The organism is Chloroflexota bacterium, assembly GCA_020161265.1.
Taxonomy (GTDB): Bacteria; Chloroflexota; Chloroflexia; order Chloroflexales; family Herpetosiphonaceae; genus Herpetosiphon.
Window position 1 is genome coordinate 289,574 of sequence record JAIUOC010000005.1, and the last position, 21,739, is coordinate 311,312.

17 protein-coding genes are annotated in these 21,739 nt (G+C 50.9%); 15 read left to right on the forward strand and 2 right to left on the reverse strand.

The window, feature by feature from the left end; all coding sequences use genetic code 11:
- Nucleotides 1–374 precede the first annotated feature (374 nt).
- From LCH85_13325 to LCH85_13380, 12 genes are all read left to right on the forward strand, one after another.
- Complete coding sequence (locus LCH85_13325; protein MCA0352971.1) at nt 375–1,535, forward strand: ROK family protein; 1,161 nt, start codon at nt 375–377, stop codon at nt 1,533–1,535.
- A 59-nt stretch (nt 1,536–1,594) separates the two neighbouring features.
- The gene (locus tag LCH85_13330) at nt 1,595–2,605 is read left to right on the forward strand and encodes an ROK family protein (GenBank protein MCA0352972.1); all 1,011 of its coding nucleotides are present in this window, start codon (nt 1,595–1,597) and stop codon (nt 2,603–2,605) included.
- 135 nt (nt 2,606–2,740) lie between these two features.
- The gene (locus LCH85_13335) at nt 2,741–4,198 is read left to right on the forward strand and encodes an ABC transporter substrate-binding protein (GenBank protein ID MCA0352973.1); all 1,458 of its coding nucleotides are present in this window, start codon (nt 2,741–2,743) and stop codon (nt 4,196–4,198) included.
- A gap of 429 nt (nt 4,199–4,627) precedes the next feature.
- Nucleotides 4,628–5,725 carry a sugar ABC transporter permease gene (locus LCH85_13340; protein MCA0352974.1) on the forward strand — a complete coding sequence of 366 codons (1,098 nt, stop codon included), beginning with the start codon at nt 4,628–4,630 and terminating at the stop codon, nt 5,723–5,725.
- A 2-nt stretch (nt 5,726–5,727) separates the two neighbouring features.
- Complete coding sequence (locus LCH85_13345; protein MCA0352975.1) at nt 5,728–6,573, forward strand: carbohydrate ABC transporter permease; 846 nt, start codon at nt 5,728–5,730, stop codon at nt 6,571–6,573.
- A 6-nt stretch (nt 6,574–6,579) separates the two neighbouring features.
- Entirely contained in the window at nt 6,580–8,379 is a 1,800-nt protein-coding gene (locus LCH85_13350) for a family 20 glycosylhydrolase (GenBank protein ID MCA0352976.1), read from the forward strand.
- Nucleotides 8,372–8,833 carry a GNAT family N-acetyltransferase gene (locus LCH85_13355; GenBank protein MCA0352977.1) on the forward strand — a complete coding sequence of 154 codons (462 nt, stop codon included), beginning with the start codon at nt 8,372–8,374 and terminating at the stop codon, nt 8,831–8,833. The genes LCH85_13350 and LCH85_13355 overlap by 8 nt, the downstream gene beginning before the upstream one ends.
- Nucleotides 8,830–9,966 (forward strand): N-acetylglucosamine-6-phosphate deacetylase, encoded by a 1,137-nt coding sequence (gene nagA, locus LCH85_13360; GenBank protein ID MCA0352978.1) that lies wholly within the window; start codon nt 8,830–8,832, stop codon nt 9,964–9,966. Before LCH85_13355 ends, nagA begins: the two co-directional genes overlap by 4 nt.
- Entirely contained in the window at nt 9,960–11,006 is a 1,047-nt protein-coding gene (locus LCH85_13365) for an SIS domain-containing protein (protein ID MCA0352979.1), read from the forward strand. The genes nagA and LCH85_13365 overlap by 7 nt, the downstream gene beginning before the upstream one ends.
- Before the next feature lie 125 nt (nt 11,007–11,131).
- Nucleotides 11,132–11,491, forward strand: coding sequence for an immunity 40 family protein (locus tag LCH85_13370; protein MCA0352980.1), 360 nt, complete (start codon nt 11,132–11,134; stop codon nt 11,489–11,491).
- Nucleotides 11,492–11,673: 182 nt separating this feature from the next.
- Complete coding sequence (locus LCH85_13375) at nt 11,674–11,979, forward strand: hypothetical protein (protein ID MCA0352981.1); 306 nt, start codon at nt 11,674–11,676, stop codon at nt 11,977–11,979.
- Between the two features lie 202 nt (nt 11,980–12,181).
- Nucleotides 12,182–13,177, forward strand: a complete 996-nt coding sequence (locus LCH85_13380; GenBank protein MCA0352982.1) for an aldo/keto reductase — start codon at nt 12,182–12,184, stop codon at nt 13,175–13,177.
- Between the two features lie 38 nt (nt 13,178–13,215).
- On the opposite strand, the gene LCH85_13385 is transcribed toward LCH85_13380, so the two are convergent.
- A complete protein-coding gene (locus LCH85_13385) occupies nt 13,216–13,923 on the reverse strand; it encodes a hypothetical protein (protein MCA0352983.1) in 708 nt (235 codons plus the stop codon).
- A gap of 218 nt (nt 13,924–14,141) precedes the next feature.
- On the opposite strand from LCH85_13385, the gene LCH85_13390 reads away from it, so the two are divergent.
- Genes LCH85_13390 through LCH85_13400 form a run of 3 tightly spaced genes read left to right on the forward strand, consistent with a single transcriptional unit; the run spans nt 14,142 to nt 18,040 of the window.
- Nucleotides 14,142–16,223, forward strand: coding sequence for a hypothetical protein (locus tag LCH85_13390; protein MCA0352984.1), 2,082 nt, complete (start codon nt 14,142–14,144; stop codon nt 16,221–16,223).
- A 12-nt stretch (nt 16,224–16,235) separates the two neighbouring features.
- Nucleotides 16,236–17,279, forward strand: a complete 1,044-nt coding sequence (locus LCH85_13395) for an RluA family pseudouridine synthase (protein MCA0352985.1) — start codon at nt 16,236–16,238, stop codon at nt 17,277–17,279.
- On the forward strand, nt 17,276–18,040 hold the full coding sequence (locus tag LCH85_13400) for a TSUP family transporter (protein MCA0352986.1): 765 nt from the start codon (nt 17,276–17,278) through the stop codon (nt 18,038–18,040). Before LCH85_13395 ends, LCH85_13400 begins: the two co-directional genes overlap by 4 nt.
- A 117-nt stretch (nt 18,041–18,157) precedes the next feature.
- Here LCH85_13400 and metH read toward each other — a convergent pair whose 3' ends face one another.
- Complete coding sequence (gene metH, locus LCH85_13405; GenBank protein ID MCA0352987.1) at nt 18,158–21,700, reverse strand: methionine synthase; 3,543 nt, start codon at nt 21,698–21,700, stop codon at nt 18,158–18,160.
- Nucleotides 21,701–21,739 lie beyond the last annotated feature (39 nt).

Genomic DNA, 21,739 nt, shown 5'->3' on the forward strand with positions numbered 1-21,739 from the left:
TTTAGCCACGAATTGCACGAATTGCACGAATTCCATGCATGCTTATTTTAGCCACAGATTGACACAGATTTTTTAGATTCTGTTCCTACTGCCTTCATCCCTCATAATTCATCCTTCATCCTTTTCCTTATGTTCTACGTTCTTAATACTGACCCCTGACCCCTGATCCCTGACCCCTACTTATCAATTATCGGATAAAATAGAACCGTATTCAGAAATAGTCGCGTTAACGCTGCAATGGAAGCGATTACACTCTCCTAAAATCAGACTATTCTGATCCTCGAAGCTCAGCCTTTTGCCCCTCGCAAAGCTGCGCTTGACAAATTGAGCCGCTTGTGGGATACTCTCACTTAGTAAATTCATTGGAATAAGTTATGCAGGGACTGCCCAAGAAAGCCAGTCGGGAGCAAAGCAAGCTTCACAACTACCGACTTGTCTTCAAAGCCATCTACGACGGTGGCGCGATTAGTCGGGTGGATGTAGCACGCTTAACCAACCTCACGCCAACCACAGTTTCGAGTAACGTCGCGATCCTACTCGAAGAAGAATTGGTGCAAGAAGTCGGGTTAGCGCCCTCTGGTGGTGGAAAGCCAGCGACATTGCTGAGCGTATTGGATGATGGTCGTCACTTGATCGGTTTGGATGTTGCGGGACACGAACTGCGGGGCACGATTATCAACTTACGTGGGGCAATTCGCCAACGCCAAACGCTCGCGCTGAATGGGGGCAATGTTCTCGAACAATTGTATCAACTGATTGATCAATTGCTGGCGAACACCCACAGCCCAGTTCTCGGAATTGGCATCGGCGCACCAGGGGTGATTAACACCACCGCTGGAGTTGTCCAACAAGCAGTCAACCTTGGTTGGCACAATCTCGCACTCCGCGATTTGTTGGGCAAGCGTTATGGGTTACCGGTCTATTTGGCCAACGATAGTCATGTAACGGCGATTGCTGAACACACGTTTGGCAGCCAGCGCAACGCGGCAAACCTTGTGGTGATCAACGTTGGGCGTGGGATCGGCGCAGGCATTTTTATCAATGGTCGAATTGTTGGTGGTGATGCTTGGGGAGCGGGTGAAATCGGTCACGTCGTGGTTCAACCTCATGGAACTCTCTGTCGTTGTGGCCATTATGGCTGCCTCGAAACTGTTGCCAGCACAAGTGCGCTGCTAACAAAACTTGATGCAACCCAACCACAATCACAGCCATGGACAATTGCCGAGGTCCAAGCGGCCTTAGCCGCGAATGATCCGACTGTCCGAGCCTTGGTTGACGAAGCCGCCTACTATCTTGGCATCGCCATTGCAAATGTAGTGGGTTTGCTCAACGCTCAATCAATTATCCTCGCTGGGTCGCTGGCCCAACTTGGCAATGATTTACTCCAACCGTTACGCCGTTCGCTAGCACAACACGCTTTGCAGACTTTGGTCGCCGCCACCGATGTGCAAGTGAGCACCCTCGGCAGCGATATTGTTACCTTAGGTGCAGCAGCTCTGTTACTAGCCAATGAGCTAGGCATTGTTCGGGATTAAGTTCCAGCAAACCACCCCCGACAGGCTTAGCCACTTAGTTCCTTGTATAGGGGGTTTGCGTGGATCAACGACAGCGCCGGAACGCCAATGGCTGGCGGCTGGGAGTCGATGTAGGGGGGACGAAAATTGCCACCCTACTTGTCGATGGCGATAATCGGGTTTGGGCCAGCGTTCAACGCCCAACCGATACCGCAACTCCAGACAATGCCCTCAAGTCTCTTGCTGACGCGATTTGGGAAACCTTGAAACAAGCCGACCTGCCCATTCGGCTCCTTGCGGGCATTGGGATTGGCATTCCAGGCCAAGTCGATACGCAGAGCGGGATTGTTCGGCACGCCGTCAATCTTGGCTGGCAAGCAGTTGATCTACGTGGATTCATCAACGCAACCTTTGGCACGGCCTGTGTGATTGAAAACGATGTTCGAGCAGCAGCATTAGGCATTCAACGCTATTGGTTGGCTGGTTCGATCGATTCGATATTATATGTTAGTATAGGTACTGGCATAGCCGCTGGCATGATTCTTGATGGAGCTGTTTACCGTGGTAGTCACGGGATGGCGGGTGAAATCGGTCATGCACGTTTCGGATCATCAACAATTCGCTGTCGCTGTGGCAATTATGGCTGTCTTGAAGCCATTGTTGCTGGGCCAGCAATTGCCAACTATGCACACTCTCTGCTCTCATCATTCCCGCATAGCCAACTCCATCAGCTTAATTCGATAACCACTCCAGCAGTTTACGCCGCTGCTGAAGCTGGCGATGATTTAGCGTTGGCAGTTGCCCACATGGTTGGCGAACAACTTGCTCAAGCCCTCTATACCATGGTGCTTGCCTACGATTGCGACCATATTGTGCTTGGAGGCGGTGTTAGCCGCGCAGGCTCAGCCTTCTTCGCACCAATCGAACAAGCACTTGATGTCTTACGTCAGCAAAGTTCTCTAGCAGCATCGTTACTTCCGACAGGGCGAGTTAAGCTCTTAGATCGTGATTTTGCTGCTGGTGCATGGGGCGGGATCGCCTTGCTCGATAGCCAAGCGTTGGCGCGGGTTGCGCAAACGCAAATGGCCTAACTCGCCAAGGGATTGGCACAGAATCCCACGGCAAAACCATACCAGTACCACATCGATTTAGGTTGGATTTGGGGAAACCACGGGTTATGGGTCACGCATAGCCCACCAATCCCCACACTAGGAGGAACAATCAAGATGAAACATCGCAGTTTCCTGTTGTTACTGCTGATCAGCATGCTGATCGCCGCCTGTGGTGGTAGCACAACACCTACGACCGCACCAACCGCTGACACTGCTGCACAAGCCACCACGGCTCCGGCAGCAACTGAAGCACCAGCCGCGACCGAAGCACCAGCCGCAACCGAAGCACCAGCCGCAACCAAAACTACAGATAGCACTGGCAGCGTCCCAGCCGTCAATCCTAACTATGCCGAATTAGTCCGCGCCGAAGCTGGCGAATTCAAAGGTACCAAAGTTAGCATTTTCGGTTTGTGGGTTGAAGCTGAAGACACCGCCTTCAATCAAACCTTGGCTGCCTTCGAAGCCCGCACTGGCATCGATGTTCAGTACGAAGGCTCGAAAGATTTCGAAACCTTGATTCCTGTTCGCGCCGAAGGTGGTAACGCCCCTGACATCGCTGGTTTCTCACAACCAGGCTTGATGGCAACCTTGGCTCGCAAGAACAAGTTGGTCGATATCTCAAGCTTCATCAAACCAGCAGATTTGCAAAAAGATTACATCCAATCATGGATCGATCTTGGCTCAGTTGATAACACCCTCTACGGTGTCTTCTTCCGCGCCAGCACCAAGAGCATCGTCTGGTATCCAGTTCCAGCCTTCGAAGAAGCTGGCTACACTATTCCACAAACCTGGGATGAATTGACTGCTTTGAGCGACAAGATGGTTGCTGATGGCAACACTCCATGGTGTATCGGCTTGGAACACGGCAACGTGACCGGCTGGGTTGCTACCGACTGGATGGAAGACATCATGTTGCGCACCGCTGGCGCTGAAACCTACGACAAGTGGGTCAGCCACGAAATCCCATTCACCGACCCAAGCGTCAAGAACGCTGCCGAAGTGATGGGCAAAATCTGGTTCAACGAAACCTACGTTGCTGGTGGCCGTGAAGGTATCTTGACCACCACCGTGGCCGATACCCAAACTCCAATGTTCAACGCCGACAAACCAGGCTGCTGGTTGCACCGCCAAGCTGGCTGGATTCCATCATTCTTCCCAGAAGGCAAGAAAGCTGGCACCGACAGCAACTTCTTCTACTTGCCACCAATTGATCCAGCCCAAGGCAAGCCTGTGTTGGGTGGTGGCGACGTGTTCGCTATGTTCAACGACCGCCCCGAAGTTCGCGCCGTCTTGCAATACTTGGCTAGCCCAGAATCAGCCAAAGGCTGGGTCGAAGCTGGTGGCTTTATCTCACCAAACAAGAGCGTAGACTTGGCTTGGTATGGTAACGACATCGACCGCCGCCAAGCTGAAATCATCAAGGAAGCAACCGTGTTCCGCTTCGATGCTTCTGACTTGATGCCAGCTGAAGTTGGCGTAGGTACCTTCTGGAAAGGTATGGTCGATTACGTGAACAATACCGAAATCGACACTGTGTTGCAAACCATCGAAGAAAGCTGGCCACAGAACTAATCAGCCTCCCTCGATGACGATGCGACGCATCTGAAACTCTGCGCGAGGTAGGTAGCTTATGCCTACCTCGCGTTGTATCATATGGTTGTCGGGGATCGGTTGTTGGGGATCGGGAAGGTATGAAGGGTGAGGCCAGAAGGCAACGCTCAAAGGTTAACGCAGAGGGAAAAAGGCTATAGGCTTTTGGCTATCGGACAGCAGGAATAGAATCTAACGAATCTGTGCTAATCTGTGGCTAAAAAATAATTAGTCGTGTAATTCGTGCAATTCGTGGCTAAAAAAACTTAACTTCGTGCTCTTCGTGTCCTTCGTGGATCAAACATAGCACAGAGAACAGCGGAATCGACCAGATTCACTTGTTCTCTGGACTCTGTTCTCGGTAATCGCACAGTGCTTTGGTCGCACTGTTCCTCAGCAAGGAGTTGTGGCATGTCATCACAACCACAAACAGGCACGCAGCCGCTCTCACGCAATAACGTCGGGATAGTGCGCATGCTGCTTGTGCCTCTCGCATTAATTATTTCAATCTTGGTCGGGCGTTGGAGCCTTGGCGTTATGAAAGATGCCGAAGCGCCACGGTTGTTGGTGGTTGGGGTGGCCTTGCTCGTCGGGGTCTTTGGCATCTGGATTGCCTACTGGCTCTGTAACGAGTTGCTCAATCTGATTCCTTCTGAGACGCTGCGCGAGAAGATTCGCCCAGTGATTTTTGTTGGCCCAGCCTTGGCCTTGCTGATTATCTACTTGGTTTACCCAACCGTGATGACGGCCTACTATAGCGTGCTCGACAAAAATAGCGAGGCCTTTGTTGGGCTTGATAATTTTGTCTTTGCCTTTCAAAACCGCACCATCCAAATCGCGCTGCGCAATAATCTCTACTGGATTGTTGGTGTAACCACATTTAGCGTGGTTGGTGGTTTGATTATGGCGGTGCTGTTCGATAAAGTGCGCTATGAATCAGTTGCTAAATCGATGATCTTCTTGCCGATGATTATCTCGTTTGTGGGCGCAGGTGTGATTTGGCGCTTTATGTATGCCAGTAACCCGCCAGGCGTGGGCTTATTGAATGCGTTTATCGGCAATTTCGACTATAAGCCTGTTGCTTGGCTGATCAATAAGAGCGTCAATAATATTTCGTTGATCGTGATTATGATTTGGCTGCAAACTGGTTTTTGTCTGGTGATTCTCTCAGCGGCGCTCAAGGCGATTCCCGCCGATATCATCGATGCGGCCCGGGTAGACGGCGCAGGCGAACTCGACATCTTCTGGCGAATTATCATTCCTTCGCTCAAAACTACAATTTTGACCGTGGTGACGACGGTGGTGATCGCGGTCTTGAAGGTGTTCGATATTGTGTATGTGATGACCAACGGTAACTATGAAACTGAAGTGATCGCCAACCGCATGTTTACCGAGTTCTTCCGCAACCAAAACTATGGCCTAAGTAGTGCCTTGACCATGATTTTGGTGATCGCCGTGCTGCCAGTGATGATTATTAATGTGCGGAATGCCCGCCGTCAGCGAGGGTAATCATGCGTATCCAACGTTTTTTCTCACGTTCATTTGTTCACTTCGCAGTTATCGCGATTGCCTTTCTCTGGACATTGCCAACCGTCGGCGTGTTAGTTAGCTCGTTCCGCCCTGAAAATGATGTTAAAACTTCAGGCTGGTGGAATGCGCTCAAACATCCATTCGAAGAATCGGTCTGGACCTTCAAGAATTATTCTGATGTGATCAACGCCAACGGTATCGGTGAAGCCTTTGTCAATACCTTGGTCGTAACGATTCCGGCCACGATTTTGCCAATTACGGTGGCTGCTTTTGCTGCCTACGCCTTTGCTTGGATGAAATTTCCAGGCCGCGATTGGCTATTTGCCATGGTGATTGGCTTGATGGTCGTGCCCTTGCAGGTAGCATTGATCCCAATTTTGCGCTTGTATACGCAAACCGGGATCGCCGGAACCTTCCTTGGGTTATGGCTGGCGCATACTGGCTTTGGCTTGCCGCTGGCGATTTATCTGCTCTATAACTATATTTCGCAGCTGCCAGGCGACCTGATCGAATCGGCCAAGATCGACGGTGCTTCCGATTTCACGGCCTTTATGAAGATTGTGCTGCCCCTTTCGACTCCCGCGATTGCCTCGTTTGCAATCTTCCAATTCCTCTGGATTTGGAATGACCTGCTGGTTTCGTTGGTGTTCTTGGGCACAAATAAAGTGTTGACGGTCAAACTTTCTGAATTAACTGGCTCGCTCGGTAATAAATGGCACTTACTCACCGCTGGCGCGTTTGTCTCGATGGTCGTGCCGTTGGCAGTGTTCTTTGCATTGCAACGCTATTTCGTGCGTGGGTTGCTAGCCGGATCAGTCAAGGGATAACAAATTATGCAATTATTACCAAAACCAAAAAACCTTCAGCGTGCTGAGGGAAGCTATGCTTTACCCAAAATTTGGCAGATTAGCCTACCTAGTGGGCTTGATCAGCGGGTTTCAGCCAGTTTAGCCGCGCTGGGCGAATATCAAGTAGTTGAGCAAGCTGCCAATTTGCTGCTAACGCTTGATTCAAGCATTGCTCACGCCGATGGCTATCGTTTGCAGATTGCTGCTGATGGCATGCAGATTGTTGCGCAAACTGCGGCAGGCTTGTTTTATGGCCTGCAAACGCTGCGCCAAATTCAACAACAATCAGCTGGGCAATTGCCGTACCTATTAATTGATGATGCTCCAGATTTTGCAGTGCGTGGCTTTATGCTCGATATTAGCCGCGATAAAGTGCCAACCATGGCCACGCTCTACGCGCTGATCGACGAATTGGCTAGCTGGAAAATTAACCAAATTCAACTGTATATTGAGCATACGTTTGCCTACCAAAATCACCCCACAGTATGGGCTGATGCTTCGCCGCTGACTGCTGAGGAAGTGCGAGCGCTTGATGATTTCTGTCTTGAGCGCTTTATCGAATTAGTGCCCAACCAAAATTGTTTTGGCCATATGCGGCGTTGGCTGACCAAACCAGAATATCGCGATTTGGCCGAGTGCCCCGACGGCTGCGACACTGGTGACCCCGATTGGGGCTATTTCGAAGAACCCTTCACCTTGGCTCCCGAACACCCAGGCAGCATCGAATTAGTACGCAGCATGCTCGACGAACTATTGCCCAACTTCCGCACGCGCACGCTCAATGTTGGCTGCGACGAAACGGTTGAATTGGGCTTGGGGGCAAGCGCAGCGGCAGTTGCTGAGCGCGGCAAAGGTCGGGTGTATCTCGAATTTTTGCAAAAGCTCTACCACGAAGCCCATTCACGCGGCTATGTGATGCAATTCTGGAGCGATATTATTTTGCATTATCCAGAGTTGGTCAGCGAATTGCCGCGCGATGCCGAGGTGTTGATTTGGGGCTACGAGTCGCATCATCCCTTTGAAGAACAAGCCGCCACAATTGCCAAAGCTGGCTTGCCCTTCTACGTTTGCCCAGGCACTTCAAGCTGGAACACTGTCGCAGGCCGTACCACCAATGCCTTGGAAAATATCGCTAGCGCCGCCAAACATGGCTTGAACCACGGCGCAAAAGGCTTTTTGATGACCGATTGGGGCGATAATGGCCACTGGCAACCGCTCGTTACCAGCTATCTTGGCTTGGCAATCGGCGCTGCGCGGGCTTGGAATGCGCTCGCGGAACTTGATGTGGTCGCCTTGCTCGATACGGTGGTTTTTGCTGATAGCAACGAGGTTTTAGGCAATTTGGTCTATCAATTGGGCGATGTCTATCGCGCTGTGCCACCATTATTGCACAATACCTCGTCGTTATTCCGCATTTTGCAGGCTAACCCCGCAGCGATTGCCGAATTAAAACTTGATCGCGAAGATTTGCATAGCGCCGATGAGATTTTGGTGCAACTGCGCGATGACTTGCAAAATATCAAACCTCAACGCGCCGATGGTGAGCTTTGCCAAGTTGAGCTAGCTTGGGCGATCGATTTATTGCGCCATGCGGTGCAACGCGGTTTGTGGGTGCTTGATCAACAGCCAAGCGAAACCGCTAGCAAATTGCAACCAGAAATTGATACCTTGATCGAGCGCTTCCAACAAGTTTGGCTGAGCCGCAATCGCCCAGGTGGCTTGCAAGATAGCTTGAAACATTTTGCAAGCTTGCGCGATAGCTACGGCGAGGTGCGTTATGCCTGATCTCTTGGTCAAATTGTATGAACTGCCAACTATCCCCAGCATTACGGGCGTGACGATTCGTCGCGCCCTTGCCCCTGAACGCCATGTGGTGCTGGATTGGGTGGCTCGCTTTTTCTACCCCGCGTGGCGCAGCGAGTGTGCAGTGGCCTTCAGCCAATCACCAATTAGCTGCATTATTGCCGTCGAAGAGCAAAAACTCTTGGGCTTTGCCTGCTACGACACCACTACCCGCAATTTCTTTGGCCCAACCGGAGTTGACCCTGATTGTCGTGGGCGCGGAGTTGGCACGGCTTTGCTGGTTGCGGCCTTGGATGCGATGAAACAACTTGGTTATGGCTATGCAATTGTCGGCGATGCTGGCCCCGTTGAGTTTTATCAACGCACAGTTGGCGCAATTGTCATCCCCGATTCGACTCCTGGGGTGTATCGTGGGATGTTGCAAGGGGACGCATGAGCAGCCTACGTTTTGAAAATGCCACGATCTATACGCCTGAGCTAAGCGCTGTGCGTAGTTTGGCGATTGCCGATGGTCATGTGGCTGAAGCCGCTCCTACCGCACCCTGCTATGATCTGACTGATCTGATTGTTGTGCCAGGTTTGATCGATTTGCAACTGAATGGGGCATTTGGCCACGATTTTACCAGCGATCCCAACACAATTGGTGCGGTTGCTGATGGCTTGCCGCAATATGGTGTGACAGCATTTTTGCCAACGATCATCACTTCGCCGCTGAGCCAAGTTGCGGCGGCTCAACAGGTGGTACAACAGGGCAATTTTACTGGTTCGCGGGTGTTGGGCTTGCATCTCGAAGGGCCGTTTCTCAACCCAGCCAAACGTGGGGCGCATAATCCCAGCCATTTGCGAAACCCTAGTTTAGCCGCGATCGAAACCTGGTCGCCAGCCAATGGTGTGCGCTTGGTAACCTTGGCTCCTGAGCTTGATGCCGCCGACGAACTCATTCGAGCCTTGGTTGAACGAGGAGTGGTGGTCAGTGCGGGCCACTCCGAGGCCACATTTGAAGAAGCTGAGGCTGGTTTCAATCAAGGCATTCGCGCGGTAACCCATTTGTTCAACGCCATGCCAGCCTTGCATCATCGCGAGCCAGGTTTAGCCGGAGCGGCATTGAGCGATCAACGGATCACCATGGGCTTGATTCCCGATGGCGTACACGTTCATGCAGGCTTGGTACGCCATATTTGGCAAAGCGCCAGTCAACGGATTGCAATTGTCAGCGATGCCCAAGCTGCACTCGGCATGCCCGATGGCGAATATCTGCTGGGCGACACAACCCTGACTGTGGCTAACGGTGAGGCTCGGCGCAGCGATGGCCGTTTGGCGGGCAGCGTATTAGCGATGGATCAGGCTTTACGTAATCTTCAAGCGTGGACGAACAGCCCGCTTGAGCAGATTCTGCCAGCCTTTACCACGATTCCGGCCAATTTGTTGGGCTTGGCTCACTATGGCCGGATTGCAATCAATAACCCTGCTGATTTAGTCATTTTTGATCAGCACTATCAAGTCGTCGCTACACTTGTGGGCGGCAACATCGTCTATGGTTCTACAACCTTGGAGCAACGTCAATGCTAACCCAAAGCCATCTTTATCGCGAAATTTATGAGCAACCACAATCGTTGGCTCGGCTGCTTGAGGCCGAAAAAGCCACGGTTGCCAAATTGGCAGCGGCCATTCGCGAACGAAATATTAGCCAAATTGTGATTGCTGCGCGTGGCACCAGCGATAATGCTGCTCGCTACGCCCAATATTTGCTTGGCTCACTCAATGGCATCTTAGTCACCTTGGCTACACCCAGCCTGTTCTCAATCTATCAACGCCCGCCGGTTTTGGGCAATGTTTGTGTCTTGGGCATCAGCCAAAGTGGCAAAAGCCCCGACATCGTGGCCGTGCTGACCGAAGCTCGCAAACAAGGTGCACTAACCGCCGCAATCACCAACAAAACCGATTCGCCCTTAGCCCAAGCTGGCGATTTTGTGATCGATTTACACGCTGGCGAGGAATTGGCAGTTGCCGCGACCAAAAGTTATACTGCTCAACTGGCCGCGATTGCTTTGCTCAGCACTGCCTTGGCCGATGATGCTAGCATGCATCAGGCGTTGGAGCGTTTGCCTCGGGTTGTTGGCGACACCCTGAGTAATCTGCCAGATATGGCGAATGTGGTGCAGCGCTATCGTTACATGCAGCAATGTGTGGTGATTGGCCGTGGCTACAATTATTCAACCGCCTTTGAATTGGCGCTCAAACTCAAAGAATTAACCTATACAATTGTGCAGCCCTACAGCAGCGCCGACTTTTTGCATGGCCCGGTGGCCGTGCTCGAACCAGGGTTTCCAGTAATTGTGATTGCGCCAAGTGGCCAGATGTTGCCCGAAATGCAAAGCTTCATCCAAACTATTCGCGAGCGTGGCGCAGAAATTCTGGCGATTAGCGATGACCATGATACCCTGCGCTTGAGCCGCACAGCCTTGCGCACCCCAACTGGTTTGCCCGAATGGCTCTCGCCAATTATCAACATTGTGCCTGGCCAACTGCTGGCCTTGCATCTAGCCCACACCCGCGATTTCGATGTTGATCAGCCGCGTGGTTTGCGCAAAGTTACTGAAACCCGCTAAGTTTTCAAAACTCAACCTTTACCAAGCCTTGCAGTTGTGCAGGGCTTGTGGTTTTTAGCCCAAAAAGCCAAATCTATGCTACAGTAGAATAATTAAGCACAGATTCTTTTCATTGTGAGAGTGTTATGTTGAAAAATAGAACAGCTTATAACGCATTTTTACCCAAAAAAGGGATATTATTATCTGAGTTAGGCACGCCAGAATATGCCTTAGACCAGCAAGACGCAATGAATGCGATTGTTATTATCGAAGATTTAGCAATTCCTATTCTCGGTGGAGATGTTTATCTGCAAAGTTTAGAAGGTATTGAAATAAGCTATGAAAATTGGTCTATAGAGCGCCAACCTAGTGAATCATTAGATAATTATGTATTCAGAAGTTGCACCTATACCCGTAATTATATTGCTCGGTTTCCGGTTCAAGCTGAGAAATTACCGTTATTTGTGCTGGTGCTTGCCAGTGACCTTCAAATGATACTTCCATAAAGACGATTAAAAGGAGTGCATACGATACTGGTATTGTCGTTTCACGATAGCCTAGCAATATAGGCAATGATCCCGAAACAATCCAAAAATCTAGCATAGAAACATTAATTAGCTTGCGGCCAGAACATGGCAATGCTAAACTACAGCTATGCTTCCTGTGATATGCGGCAAGGAGACGTGCAATGCCTACAATTACTGTTCCTGAAGCGTTGGCGCTGCGCTTACAACAGCATGCTTTGGCTCACCATCAATCGATGGAAACATTAGCTATCAGCTTATTAACAAGTGCTTTAGATACCGTGACCGATCCTCAGGTGCTTGCTGTCGTCCAACGAATTCAATCTATGCCACCCAATCCAACCCAGATTCGGCCAGCCCAAGGCTCACTCGCAGCAGCACTTCACGATGCTCAGGGATCTGATCCGGCGATTGGTCAGGCGTGGGATGCAGCGTGGCAAGAGGTTGAAACCACAATTTACTACAGATAAGGACTTCGCCGCAGTTCCTGAACTTCGTATTGAAAACTGGCTTCGCTGATCATAAATCATTCGGCCAATTCGTGGCTTAAAAAACTCCTAAAAAAACCAAACTTTAGAGCATTGGGCAATAAACTAAGAGAAATAGGCAAGCGATTGTAGCCCCAAGATCTATACTGTTGTTAGCATAAATTTCAGCTGCAAGGAGTTTGCAATGCAACAACGAACGCTTGGCACGACTGGTTTGGTTGTCTCGGAAATTGGCTTGGGCTGTATGGGCATGAGCCAAAGCTATGGCCTTGGCGGCGATAAACAATCAGCAATTAACTTAATCCATACAGCGGTTGAACGCGGCGTAACCTTCTTCGATACCGCCGAAGTTTATGGCCCCTACATCAATGAAGAATTGGTTGGCGAGGCGCTTGAGCCATTTCGCAACCAAGTCGTGATTGCTACCAAGTTTGGATTTAACTTACACCCTGATGGCAAACCTGGCTGGTCGGGAGTCAATAGCCATCCTGATCAGATTAAACGGGTGGCCGAAGCATCGCTTAAACGCCTACGCATCGAAGCGATCGATCTATTCTATCAACATCGCGTCGATCCGAATGTGCCAATTGAAGAAGTGGCGGGCGCAGTCAAGGATCTCATTCAGCAAGGCAAAGTTAAGCATTTTGGGCTTTCTGAAGCGGGTTCCCAAACGATTCGCCGTGCCCACGCGGTTCAGCCAGTCGCCGCTTTGCAAAGCGAATATTCCTTGTGGACCCGTGAACCAGAAACCGAAATTATGCCGACGCTGGCAGAATTGGGGATTGGCTTTGTGCCATTCAGCCCACTAGGCAAGGGCTTTTTGACGGGCAAAATCGACCAAAGCACCGTCTTTGCTCAAGGCGATATTCGTAATCGAATTCCACGTTTTTCGCCTGAAGCGCTGCAAGCCAACCAAGCCTTGATCGATTTGCTCGAAGCGATTGCCGCGCAAAAACAGGCCACTACTGCGCAAATTGCCTTGGCATGGTTGCTAGCCCAAAAACCATGGATCGTGCCGATTCCAGGCACGCGCCGCGTCGAACGCTTGGAAGAAAATCTAGGCTCGGCAGCAATTCGCCTGACTGAGGCAGATGTACAAGCAATCGAGCAAGCCGCCGCTTCAGTGAACATTCAAGGCGCACGCTACCCCGAAGATTTAGAAAAAATGACTGGTTTGTAGGAAATGTACTGAGGCGTTGGATGTTGCCAGCGCCTCTTTTACTTGTCTGGTGGGTTTGGCCCAGGAATTGGCTCAGGCTCAATTACTGGTTCAAGCCCAGTTAATTCGCTGCCCAAACGTCCCAACAACACCTTAAATTGGTCGGGATTATCAGGATGCCACTCGAAGCGAGCGCGCTCAAACCACTGGGTAACCACTTGGTCGCCATCAGCATTAATTTCGTATTGAGCGCTGGTTAACGGCAAACCAAACAATTGCAACGAACGGGCATAGCTATCCAAGCCTGTGGTGGTTGTGCCATGGCTCTCCCAATACTGCTTAAACCCCATCCCTAGATCTTGATTACAAACATTATGCCCAGTTTCGCCAAACCACAAACAATCAGCGGCTGGACGGCGGGCGGCGGGTTCCAATTCGCGGTTGAGTTGGGCGAGGCGTTCTTTGCCCAACAAGCCAATTTGAATTTCGTAGGGCGTGCCGATCAAATTGCTATGGTGCTCCAAGCGTTGGCGTTCCGTCCATTGAATGCTGAGGGTTGGGCCTTGATCGGGAGCTTGGTAGCGTTCTTTGGCAGTGATTGGATAGCCGAAAACTGACAGGCCACCGTTATCACGCCAATAACCGTCAAATGGCGCTTCAACGCAATAGGCTTTGAGTTCGGGGAAACAATAGCTGCTCGCGGCAGTGCTAGCACGAATTGGCACGATCAAAAGCACTGCTACTGCCAAAAATTTCAATTGCTTCATCGCAAAAACTCCTTGCTTTTGATTGCGAGTATAACATAAGCCTCAACCCCAGCTTTGGTAGAAAATGTCAAGTTTTATATGGATTTAGAGCCTATACTTCGGGCTAGGGTTGCTAGACAAACTTAATTTTAGTGAATAATTACTAAATTTTTTAAGTTTATTCTTTAGATACTTTCACTATAATCTTGCTATGTTCAATGATGATCAGGAGGCTAGGAATGCGACGTTTGGTTCAACTTTCGCTGCTGATGGTGTTGGGTGTCGCATGGCTCGGTTCGACGCGGGCACATACCGCAATTCCGAATGGCACATCAATTGTGTTTGATGAAGCCTTGGCTACCGGTTGGCAAAATTGGTCGTGGAGCACGACGGCAGCCTTTGATAGTACTGCCCAAGCGCATACAGGCACGAAATCGACGGCGGTGACCTTTGAGGCGTGGGGCGGTTTTTCGCTGCACTCACCTGGCTTGATTCCTGCCGAAGCCTTGACTGGAATTAGTTTTTGGGTCTATGGTGGTACTGGCGGCGCACAATTTAATGCTGGGGTCACGACAACTGATGGTGGCAATATTGTCACTGCTGTGCCAGTCAATGCTCCGGCTGGCCAATGGACTCAGGTTCAATTGACCATGGCCCAGTTGGGCAACCCCAGCGCAGTCTCACGGATTAACTTGCAAGAATCCACGGGCGTGGCCCAAGCAACCTTTTACATCGACGATCTTATCCTCAATATTGTCGATTTCGCCCCGCCAGGCACAGTTAATGTAACGATCGACACCGATCAAACCGTGCTTGACTTTAGTGCCCGTAATGCACTCGGGACTAATTATGGTATGTGGGGGGTCGAAGCTGCGGCCAATACAACCTTTTTGGCCCGCAGTGGAGCATTGGGCAATATGACCATTCGCTTGCCTGGCGGCTCAATGAGCCAAGACCATGGGGCAATCAACTGTGAATTGGGCGCGGCCAACACAATTGCCAACGCATGGCCATGTAATTATGAATGGGCCATGACCCCAACTGATTTTATTGAATTCCTAAGCGCAACCGATCGCGATGCGATCTGGACGATCAATACCAATGTAACTTCGGGCGAAGCCGCCGCGTTGGTGGCCTTCTTCAATGGCGATGTCACCGATCAACGGGCACTTGGCACCGATCACAAGGGCGTGAATTGGCAGACGGTCGGCCACTGGGCTCAACTGCGGGCCAGCCATGGCAACGCCGCTCCAGTTGGCATCAAATATTGGGATTTTGGCAACGAAACCTATGGATCATGTGTCCAAGGCTGGGAAGTTGGCTGGACTTGCGATGGCGCTGAATACATCAACGGTTTGCCAGCACCTAATCGCCACGAAGGCTATCTTGAAGTTCGTGCAGCAATGAAAGCGGTTGACCCAACGATTATGGTCGGCGTAACTGGCTTGGCCAACCCAACCGAATTCAATAACTGGACAACCAAAGTGCTGACCGAGGGCGGCGATGTGATCGACTACCTCGCGATTCACCCCTACTCCTTTGTTGATGTGCCGAACAATGATGCGCTTGGTCGTTATTTGATGCTTTCGCGCCCGCAAAAACAATGGCCGGAAGTTTTTGCTAGCACTCGTCAAGCAATCGCCGATTTTGCTGATGGTCGCGATATTCCGATTATGATTGGCGAATACAATTTGAGCGCTGGTTGGCCGTATGATCCGCAAGCGATGATGACCAAAGCACTGAATATGTTGTTTATTGCCGATACAACTGGCCAAATTATTCAAGGCGATGTGTTAGCCGCCAACCATTGGCTGTTAAATGGCAATGTACAAAGCAATGGCACCGATTATGGTTTGATTGGCGATGTGCCAAGCTACACTCGTAGCCCGCAATATTATGCCTTCCATCTCTGGCAATTTTTTGGCAATCGCCTGCTCGAATATAGCAGCGATGCCGATGCCGAAACCCAAATCAGCTTTTATGCTGGCAGCGATGGCCATACGATCTCGCTGATGGCAATCAACAAAACAGGCCAAGCGACCACCACCAATGTCCAACTTCGCGCTGGTGGTGTGGTCATTCCGGCAATTTCTGGCTCGATTGATGTGGCCCAAGCCGCTAGCCTCGATGCAACCACAATCACGTATAATGGGCAAACCAATGTGAACGATGATTTTAGTAATGCGCAAACGGTTGAATTGACCGAAGTCGGCGAAACCACCACGGTCACGCTGCCCGCTTACTCAATCACGCTCTTACGGTTTGCAACCGATGACGGCACCCATACGCTCTATAATCCGTTGGTGCTGCTCAACAAATAGAACGGATAGATTGTGTTCAACCCGCTAGCCGAGTTGTCGGCACTTGATCAAAGGGTACTGTGCGATTTAGCCGCACAGTACCCTATTAAATTAACCCTTGAAGCTGATACTGCTGGAATGCCACTTTGGCAACTGCTGATGGCCCGCCTCAACCTCTCGCCAACCTTGGCCCAAACCCTGATGGTGCGCGGCGCGATTTGGATCAACAGCGTGCGCGTCAATGATCCGTTGGCTGAGGCTTCACCTGAAGGCGAATTGGTGGTGCATACGCCGCCTGCTGGTTTATATGCCAACCCCGTGGTCACTCCTGCCGACATCTTATTTGAAGATGAATGGATTTTGGTGCTCAATAAGCCAGCCGCTTGGTATAGCGTGGCCACACCGTGGGATACCTTTGGGCATCTCGAAGGTGCATTACACCGTTTTTTTCTTGGGCGCGATGGCGAAGCCGTACCGTTTCACCTGGTACATCGACTGGATCATGGTACCTCAGGCGCGTTGATCGTCTCCAAAAATCCTAGCCTTAATAGTCGTTTTCAGCGCATGTTCAACGAAGGTCGGGTGCAGAAAACCTACTTGGCGCTATGCAGTGGCGTGCCTGATTGGACAGAATTAGAGGTTGTGACAGGCCATTCCCGTGGCGAGTTTGGGCTGTGGTCGGTTTACCCCGAAGCAATGATCGATCAATTGTATGGGCCTAAGGATCGGCGAGTGCGGCGGGCGCACACTAGTTTTACAGTGCAGGCAGTTGGGCAACAAGCGGCTTTGCTGGCGGCTCGCTTGCACACTGGCCGCACCCATCAAATTCGTTTGCACGCAAAACATATTGGGCATCCCTTAGTGGGCGATCAACGCTATGGTGGCGTAACTCAGTTTGGCAATTTGAGCATTCCTGATCAATTATTACATGCTGCTTGGCTGCAATTTCCCCATCCGCGTTATGGCTCGATGCTTGAGTTAATCGCGCCAGTGCCAAGCGTATGGCACACGGTCGGAGCAGCAGTCGGGATTGATCTGCAAACGGGATTGCTCAAAGAAGGACATACAGCGCCATGACCTTGTTGATTTTATGCGGGTTTGCCTTGTTGGCGGGTTTTATTGATGCGGTGGCTGGTGGCGGTGGCTTAATTCAGTTGCCACCCTTGTTAATTACCCAAAAAGATCTTGCCCCAGCCTTTATCCTTGGAACCAATAAATTTGCCGCAGTTACGGGTACGGCCACGGCAGCGGTCAATTACAATCGGCGAGTCAAAGTCAATTGGCGAATCGTCGTGCCGGGTATGATCAGTGCGGCAATATGTTCGTGGTTAGGGGCGCGAGCCGTCAGTTTGATTCGACCAGAGCTTTTTCGACCAATTATGCTGGTGTTGATTATCGCTATGGCGATCTATACCTTTAAACGCAAAGATTTTGGTAGCGCTGCCCGCCAAACCAAAGCCTCAGCCAAGCCGATTCCATATGTTTTGGTTTTTTGTGGATTAATTGGTTTTTATGATGGAATTTTCGGGCCTGGCACTGGCAGTTTGTTAATGTTTGCCTTTGTAGGCATTTTGGGCTTCGATTTTTTGCAAGCCTCAGCCACCACCAAAATTATTAATGTAACCACCAACGTTGCAGCTTTGGTTCAATTTCTCAGCGTAGGCCAAATTATTTGGCATTTGGCTGTGCCAATGGCGATTTGCAATATTGTGGGCGGCATCATTGGTTCGCGCATGGCCATGGCCAAGGGCAGCCAGTTTGTGCGCGTGATCTTTTTGGTGGTGGTAGTTGGGGTGATTTTGCGCTATGGCTACGATATCGTTCGAGAGTTTATCTAGAAAGTATGGTTTAAAGCAGAGTATTGAGTAGGGGCTAGGGATCAGAGGTCAGGGGGCAGAACTTCCATGAAGCGCTAGCCCTTGATCCTTGATCCCTGGCCCCTGATCCTTAAGTCATCAGTTTGCGATTTCAGCCACATCGCTTTCGGCGCGTTCGGCGACAGAGCCAATTGAGAAATATTTAGCATCAGGGTGGTGCACGACGATGGCGGCGGTGCTTTGCTCAGGGTCAAGCTGGAAGGCCGAGGTCAAACTGACATCGATCTCTTTGGCGGGCAAAACGCTAAACAGCTTGGTATGCTCCTCAAGATCGGGGCAGGCTGGGTAGCCCCACGAATAGCGTTTGGCCTGATAGCTCAAACCTAAGCCTTGGCTGATAATTTTGTTGGTAAATTCAGCGAGTGCTTCGGCATAGGTCGTGCTCAAGCCATGGCTAAAGAACGATTCGCTATAATCGTTGGCTTTTTGCAAGCTTTCGACGCGCTCAGCTGCAACATGGCCCATGGTGACGATTTGCAAACCAACCACATCGAACTCGCCGCTTTCAACTGACCGGAAGTAGTCAGCTAGACATAAGCGTTCGCGACTTGGTTGGCGTGGGAAGGCGAAGCGGGTCAGCACGGTTTTGCGATCCTTAGGATCGTAGACCACCAACTCTTCGCCAGCGGCTTGGGCTGGAAAGTAGCCATAGACTGCCTGCGGTTGCAGCCAGCCATTACGCTTGGCATCATCGATCATGCGGCGTAACCGTGGTTTGAACTCATCATTGACCACCCGATCATATTCAGCGCCCTTGAGGTTTTTGATGCCCCAACCCAAGCGCCAAAGCGTATTCAAGTCGAGATATGGTGTAACATCATCGAGCCGAATTTTCTTGGCGACTTGTACGCCCCAGAATGGTGGGGTTGGCACGGGATTATCGTTACGGGTGGCTGAGCGTTCGCCACTAGGATTATTTTTGCCCAGTTTTTCCAACAGCGTGCGACCACGCTCTGGCGCTTTCAACGATTCGCGGGCAGCATCTTCCATAACGCTCAAATATTCTTCACGCACGGCTGGGTCGGAGAGTTTATCCATGGTTTCGAGGCCTTCAAAGGCATCTTTGCAATAGAAAACCCCGCCAGTGTAGGCCACTTCTGGCTCAGGGAAGAGAATGCGTTGACCATATTGGCGATTGATTGCCGCGCCACCAACCAGCACTGGGAAGGCCAAATTACGCTTGTGTAACTCCTGCACACACAATGGCATTTGCTTGGATGTGCTGACCAACAAAGCCGAAAGCCCAATTGCATCGGCCCCAACTTCAAGCGCTTTTTCGATGATCGTATTGACTGGAACTTGCTTGCCAAGGTCGTAAACGGTGTAGCCGTTATTCGACAAAATCGTGTAAACCAAGTTTTTGCCAATGTCATGTACATCGCCATAGACCGTGGCTAGCACAACTTTGCCCTTGGTTGTGCCTTCGACCCGATCAAGGAATTGTTCGAGGTGGGCAACGGCACGTTTCATCACTTCGGCAGATTGCAGCACATACGGCAGAATCAATTCGCCAGCGCCGAATTTATCGCCAACTTCTTTCATGGCTGGCAGCATTACGCCATTGAGAATATCGATGGCTGCTTCGCCTTGGGTTTGGCCGCCAGCTTCGCGCCATGCCCGCGATTCGTCGATATCGGCTTCGATGCCATCTTTTTTGCGATGCAGAATTTTCCAATGAATTCGTTCTTCGGCATTCATGGTAGCGGTTGGGTCAACTTTGGCTTCGCCAGCAACCGCTGTATTGGCCTCAAAATATTGGATGAAACGCGGCAAGGCTTCTTCGTCGCTGTTGAAAATCACATCTTCACAGACCTTGCGGGTTTCGGCGGAGATTTCAGCGAATGGCATGACGTGGGTTGGATTGATGATCGCTGCGTCAAGCCCGGCCTTGACTGCGTGATACAAAAAGACCGAGTTGAGCGCTGAGCGGGCGTGCGGCTGAATCCCGAATGAGAGATTCGAGACCCCGAGCACCGTCATTGCGCCGGGAATTTCAGCCTTGATCCGCCGAATACCTTCCATGGTTTCTTTGGCCGATTCGCGCAATTCGGCTTGGCCTGTGGTTAATGGGAAGGTCAGGGCATCAAAGAGCCAAGCATCATTTTGCACACCATATTCTTGGCGGCCCATTTCGGCCATGCGTTTGGCGATGACAACCTTGGCTTCAGCAGTATGCGCCATGCCTTCTTCATCGATCGTCAAGGCAATAATTGCCGCGCCATAACGAGCAACCAAGGGCATGGTTTTATCGAATTTCTGTTCGCGCCCGCCTTCGAGCGAGGTTGAGTTGATGATCGCGCGGCCTGGATAGATTTGCAGCGCCGCGTCAATCACTTCATGCTCGGTTGAGTCGATTACCAACGGCAATTCAACGCCCATGGTTAATTTTTTGAGCAACTTTTGCATTTGCTCTTTTTCATCGGGGCGTTCGGTCATTGCAACACACACATCGAGTGCGTGCGAGCCACTATCGGCCTGCTCACGAGCAATTTGCAACACACCATCATAATCATCTTTGAGCAACAACTTTTTAACTTTGCGTGAACCGACCGAGTTGACTCGTTCGCCAATGATAAATGGACCTGGATCTTGATTGAGCTGCAAGGAGCGCATGGCTGATGAAACTTGGGGAACCGTAGGAGCTTGATTGGGTTTTGGTGGGCAATCGTTGCCGATTGAATCGACCAACGCCCGCAGGTGAGCCGGAGTTGTACCACAACAACCACCAACGACGCGCACGCCCAAATCCTTGACAAACTCAGTCAAGCTTTTGGCAAAGCCTTCTGGCTCTAATGGAAAGACGGTTTCGCCATTGACTTCCATTGGCAAACCAGCGTTTGGTATACACGAAATTGGCAATTTGGAATTAGCGGCGAGGTAGGTGATGGCGGGCCGCATATGTTCGGGGCCAGTCGAACAATTCAAGCCAATCACATCAACATCGGCCAAAGCTTCGAGTGTAACCATCGTGGCCTGAATATCAGTGCCTAGCAACATCCGCCCTGAGAGATCCAAAAAGACTTGGGCTTGAATCGCAATATCAGGGCGTTTGAGTTCGGCCAAGCCGCGGCGAATACCATCGATTGCCGCTTTGACTTCGAGAATATCGACGCTGGTTTCAACCAAGAGCACATCAACCCCACCTTCCACTAAGGCGATGGTTTGCTCTTTGAAGGTATCAGAGAGTGCATCCCAGGTAATATTTGAGAGGGTTGGGTCGTCGGATGAAGGTAAAAAGCCGGTTGGCCCCATCGAGCCAGCCACGAAACGTTTGCGACCATCTTTGGCTTGGTAGCGGTCGGCGACACTGCGGGCTAGTTGGGCAGCTTTGAAATTTTGCTCGTAAGTTTTATCAGCCAAGCCCCATTCATGCAAGCGAATGCGGGTTGATTGGAAGGTATTGGTTTCCAACACATCAACCCCAGCTTCCATAAACGAGCTATGAATTTGTTCGATGATATCGGGGCGCGTCAAGGCGAGATAATCGCGTGCGCCGAAGTACTGTTCGCCGCCAAAATCCTCAGGCTTGAGATCGTACAAATCCAAGCTAGTACCCATTGCGCCGTCGTAAATCAGAACACGTTTCGCCAATTCGGCGACGTAAGGTTTTATGCTGGTCATGACGCATTCCCTTATTGGTATGGCCTGCGCTGCCAAAGC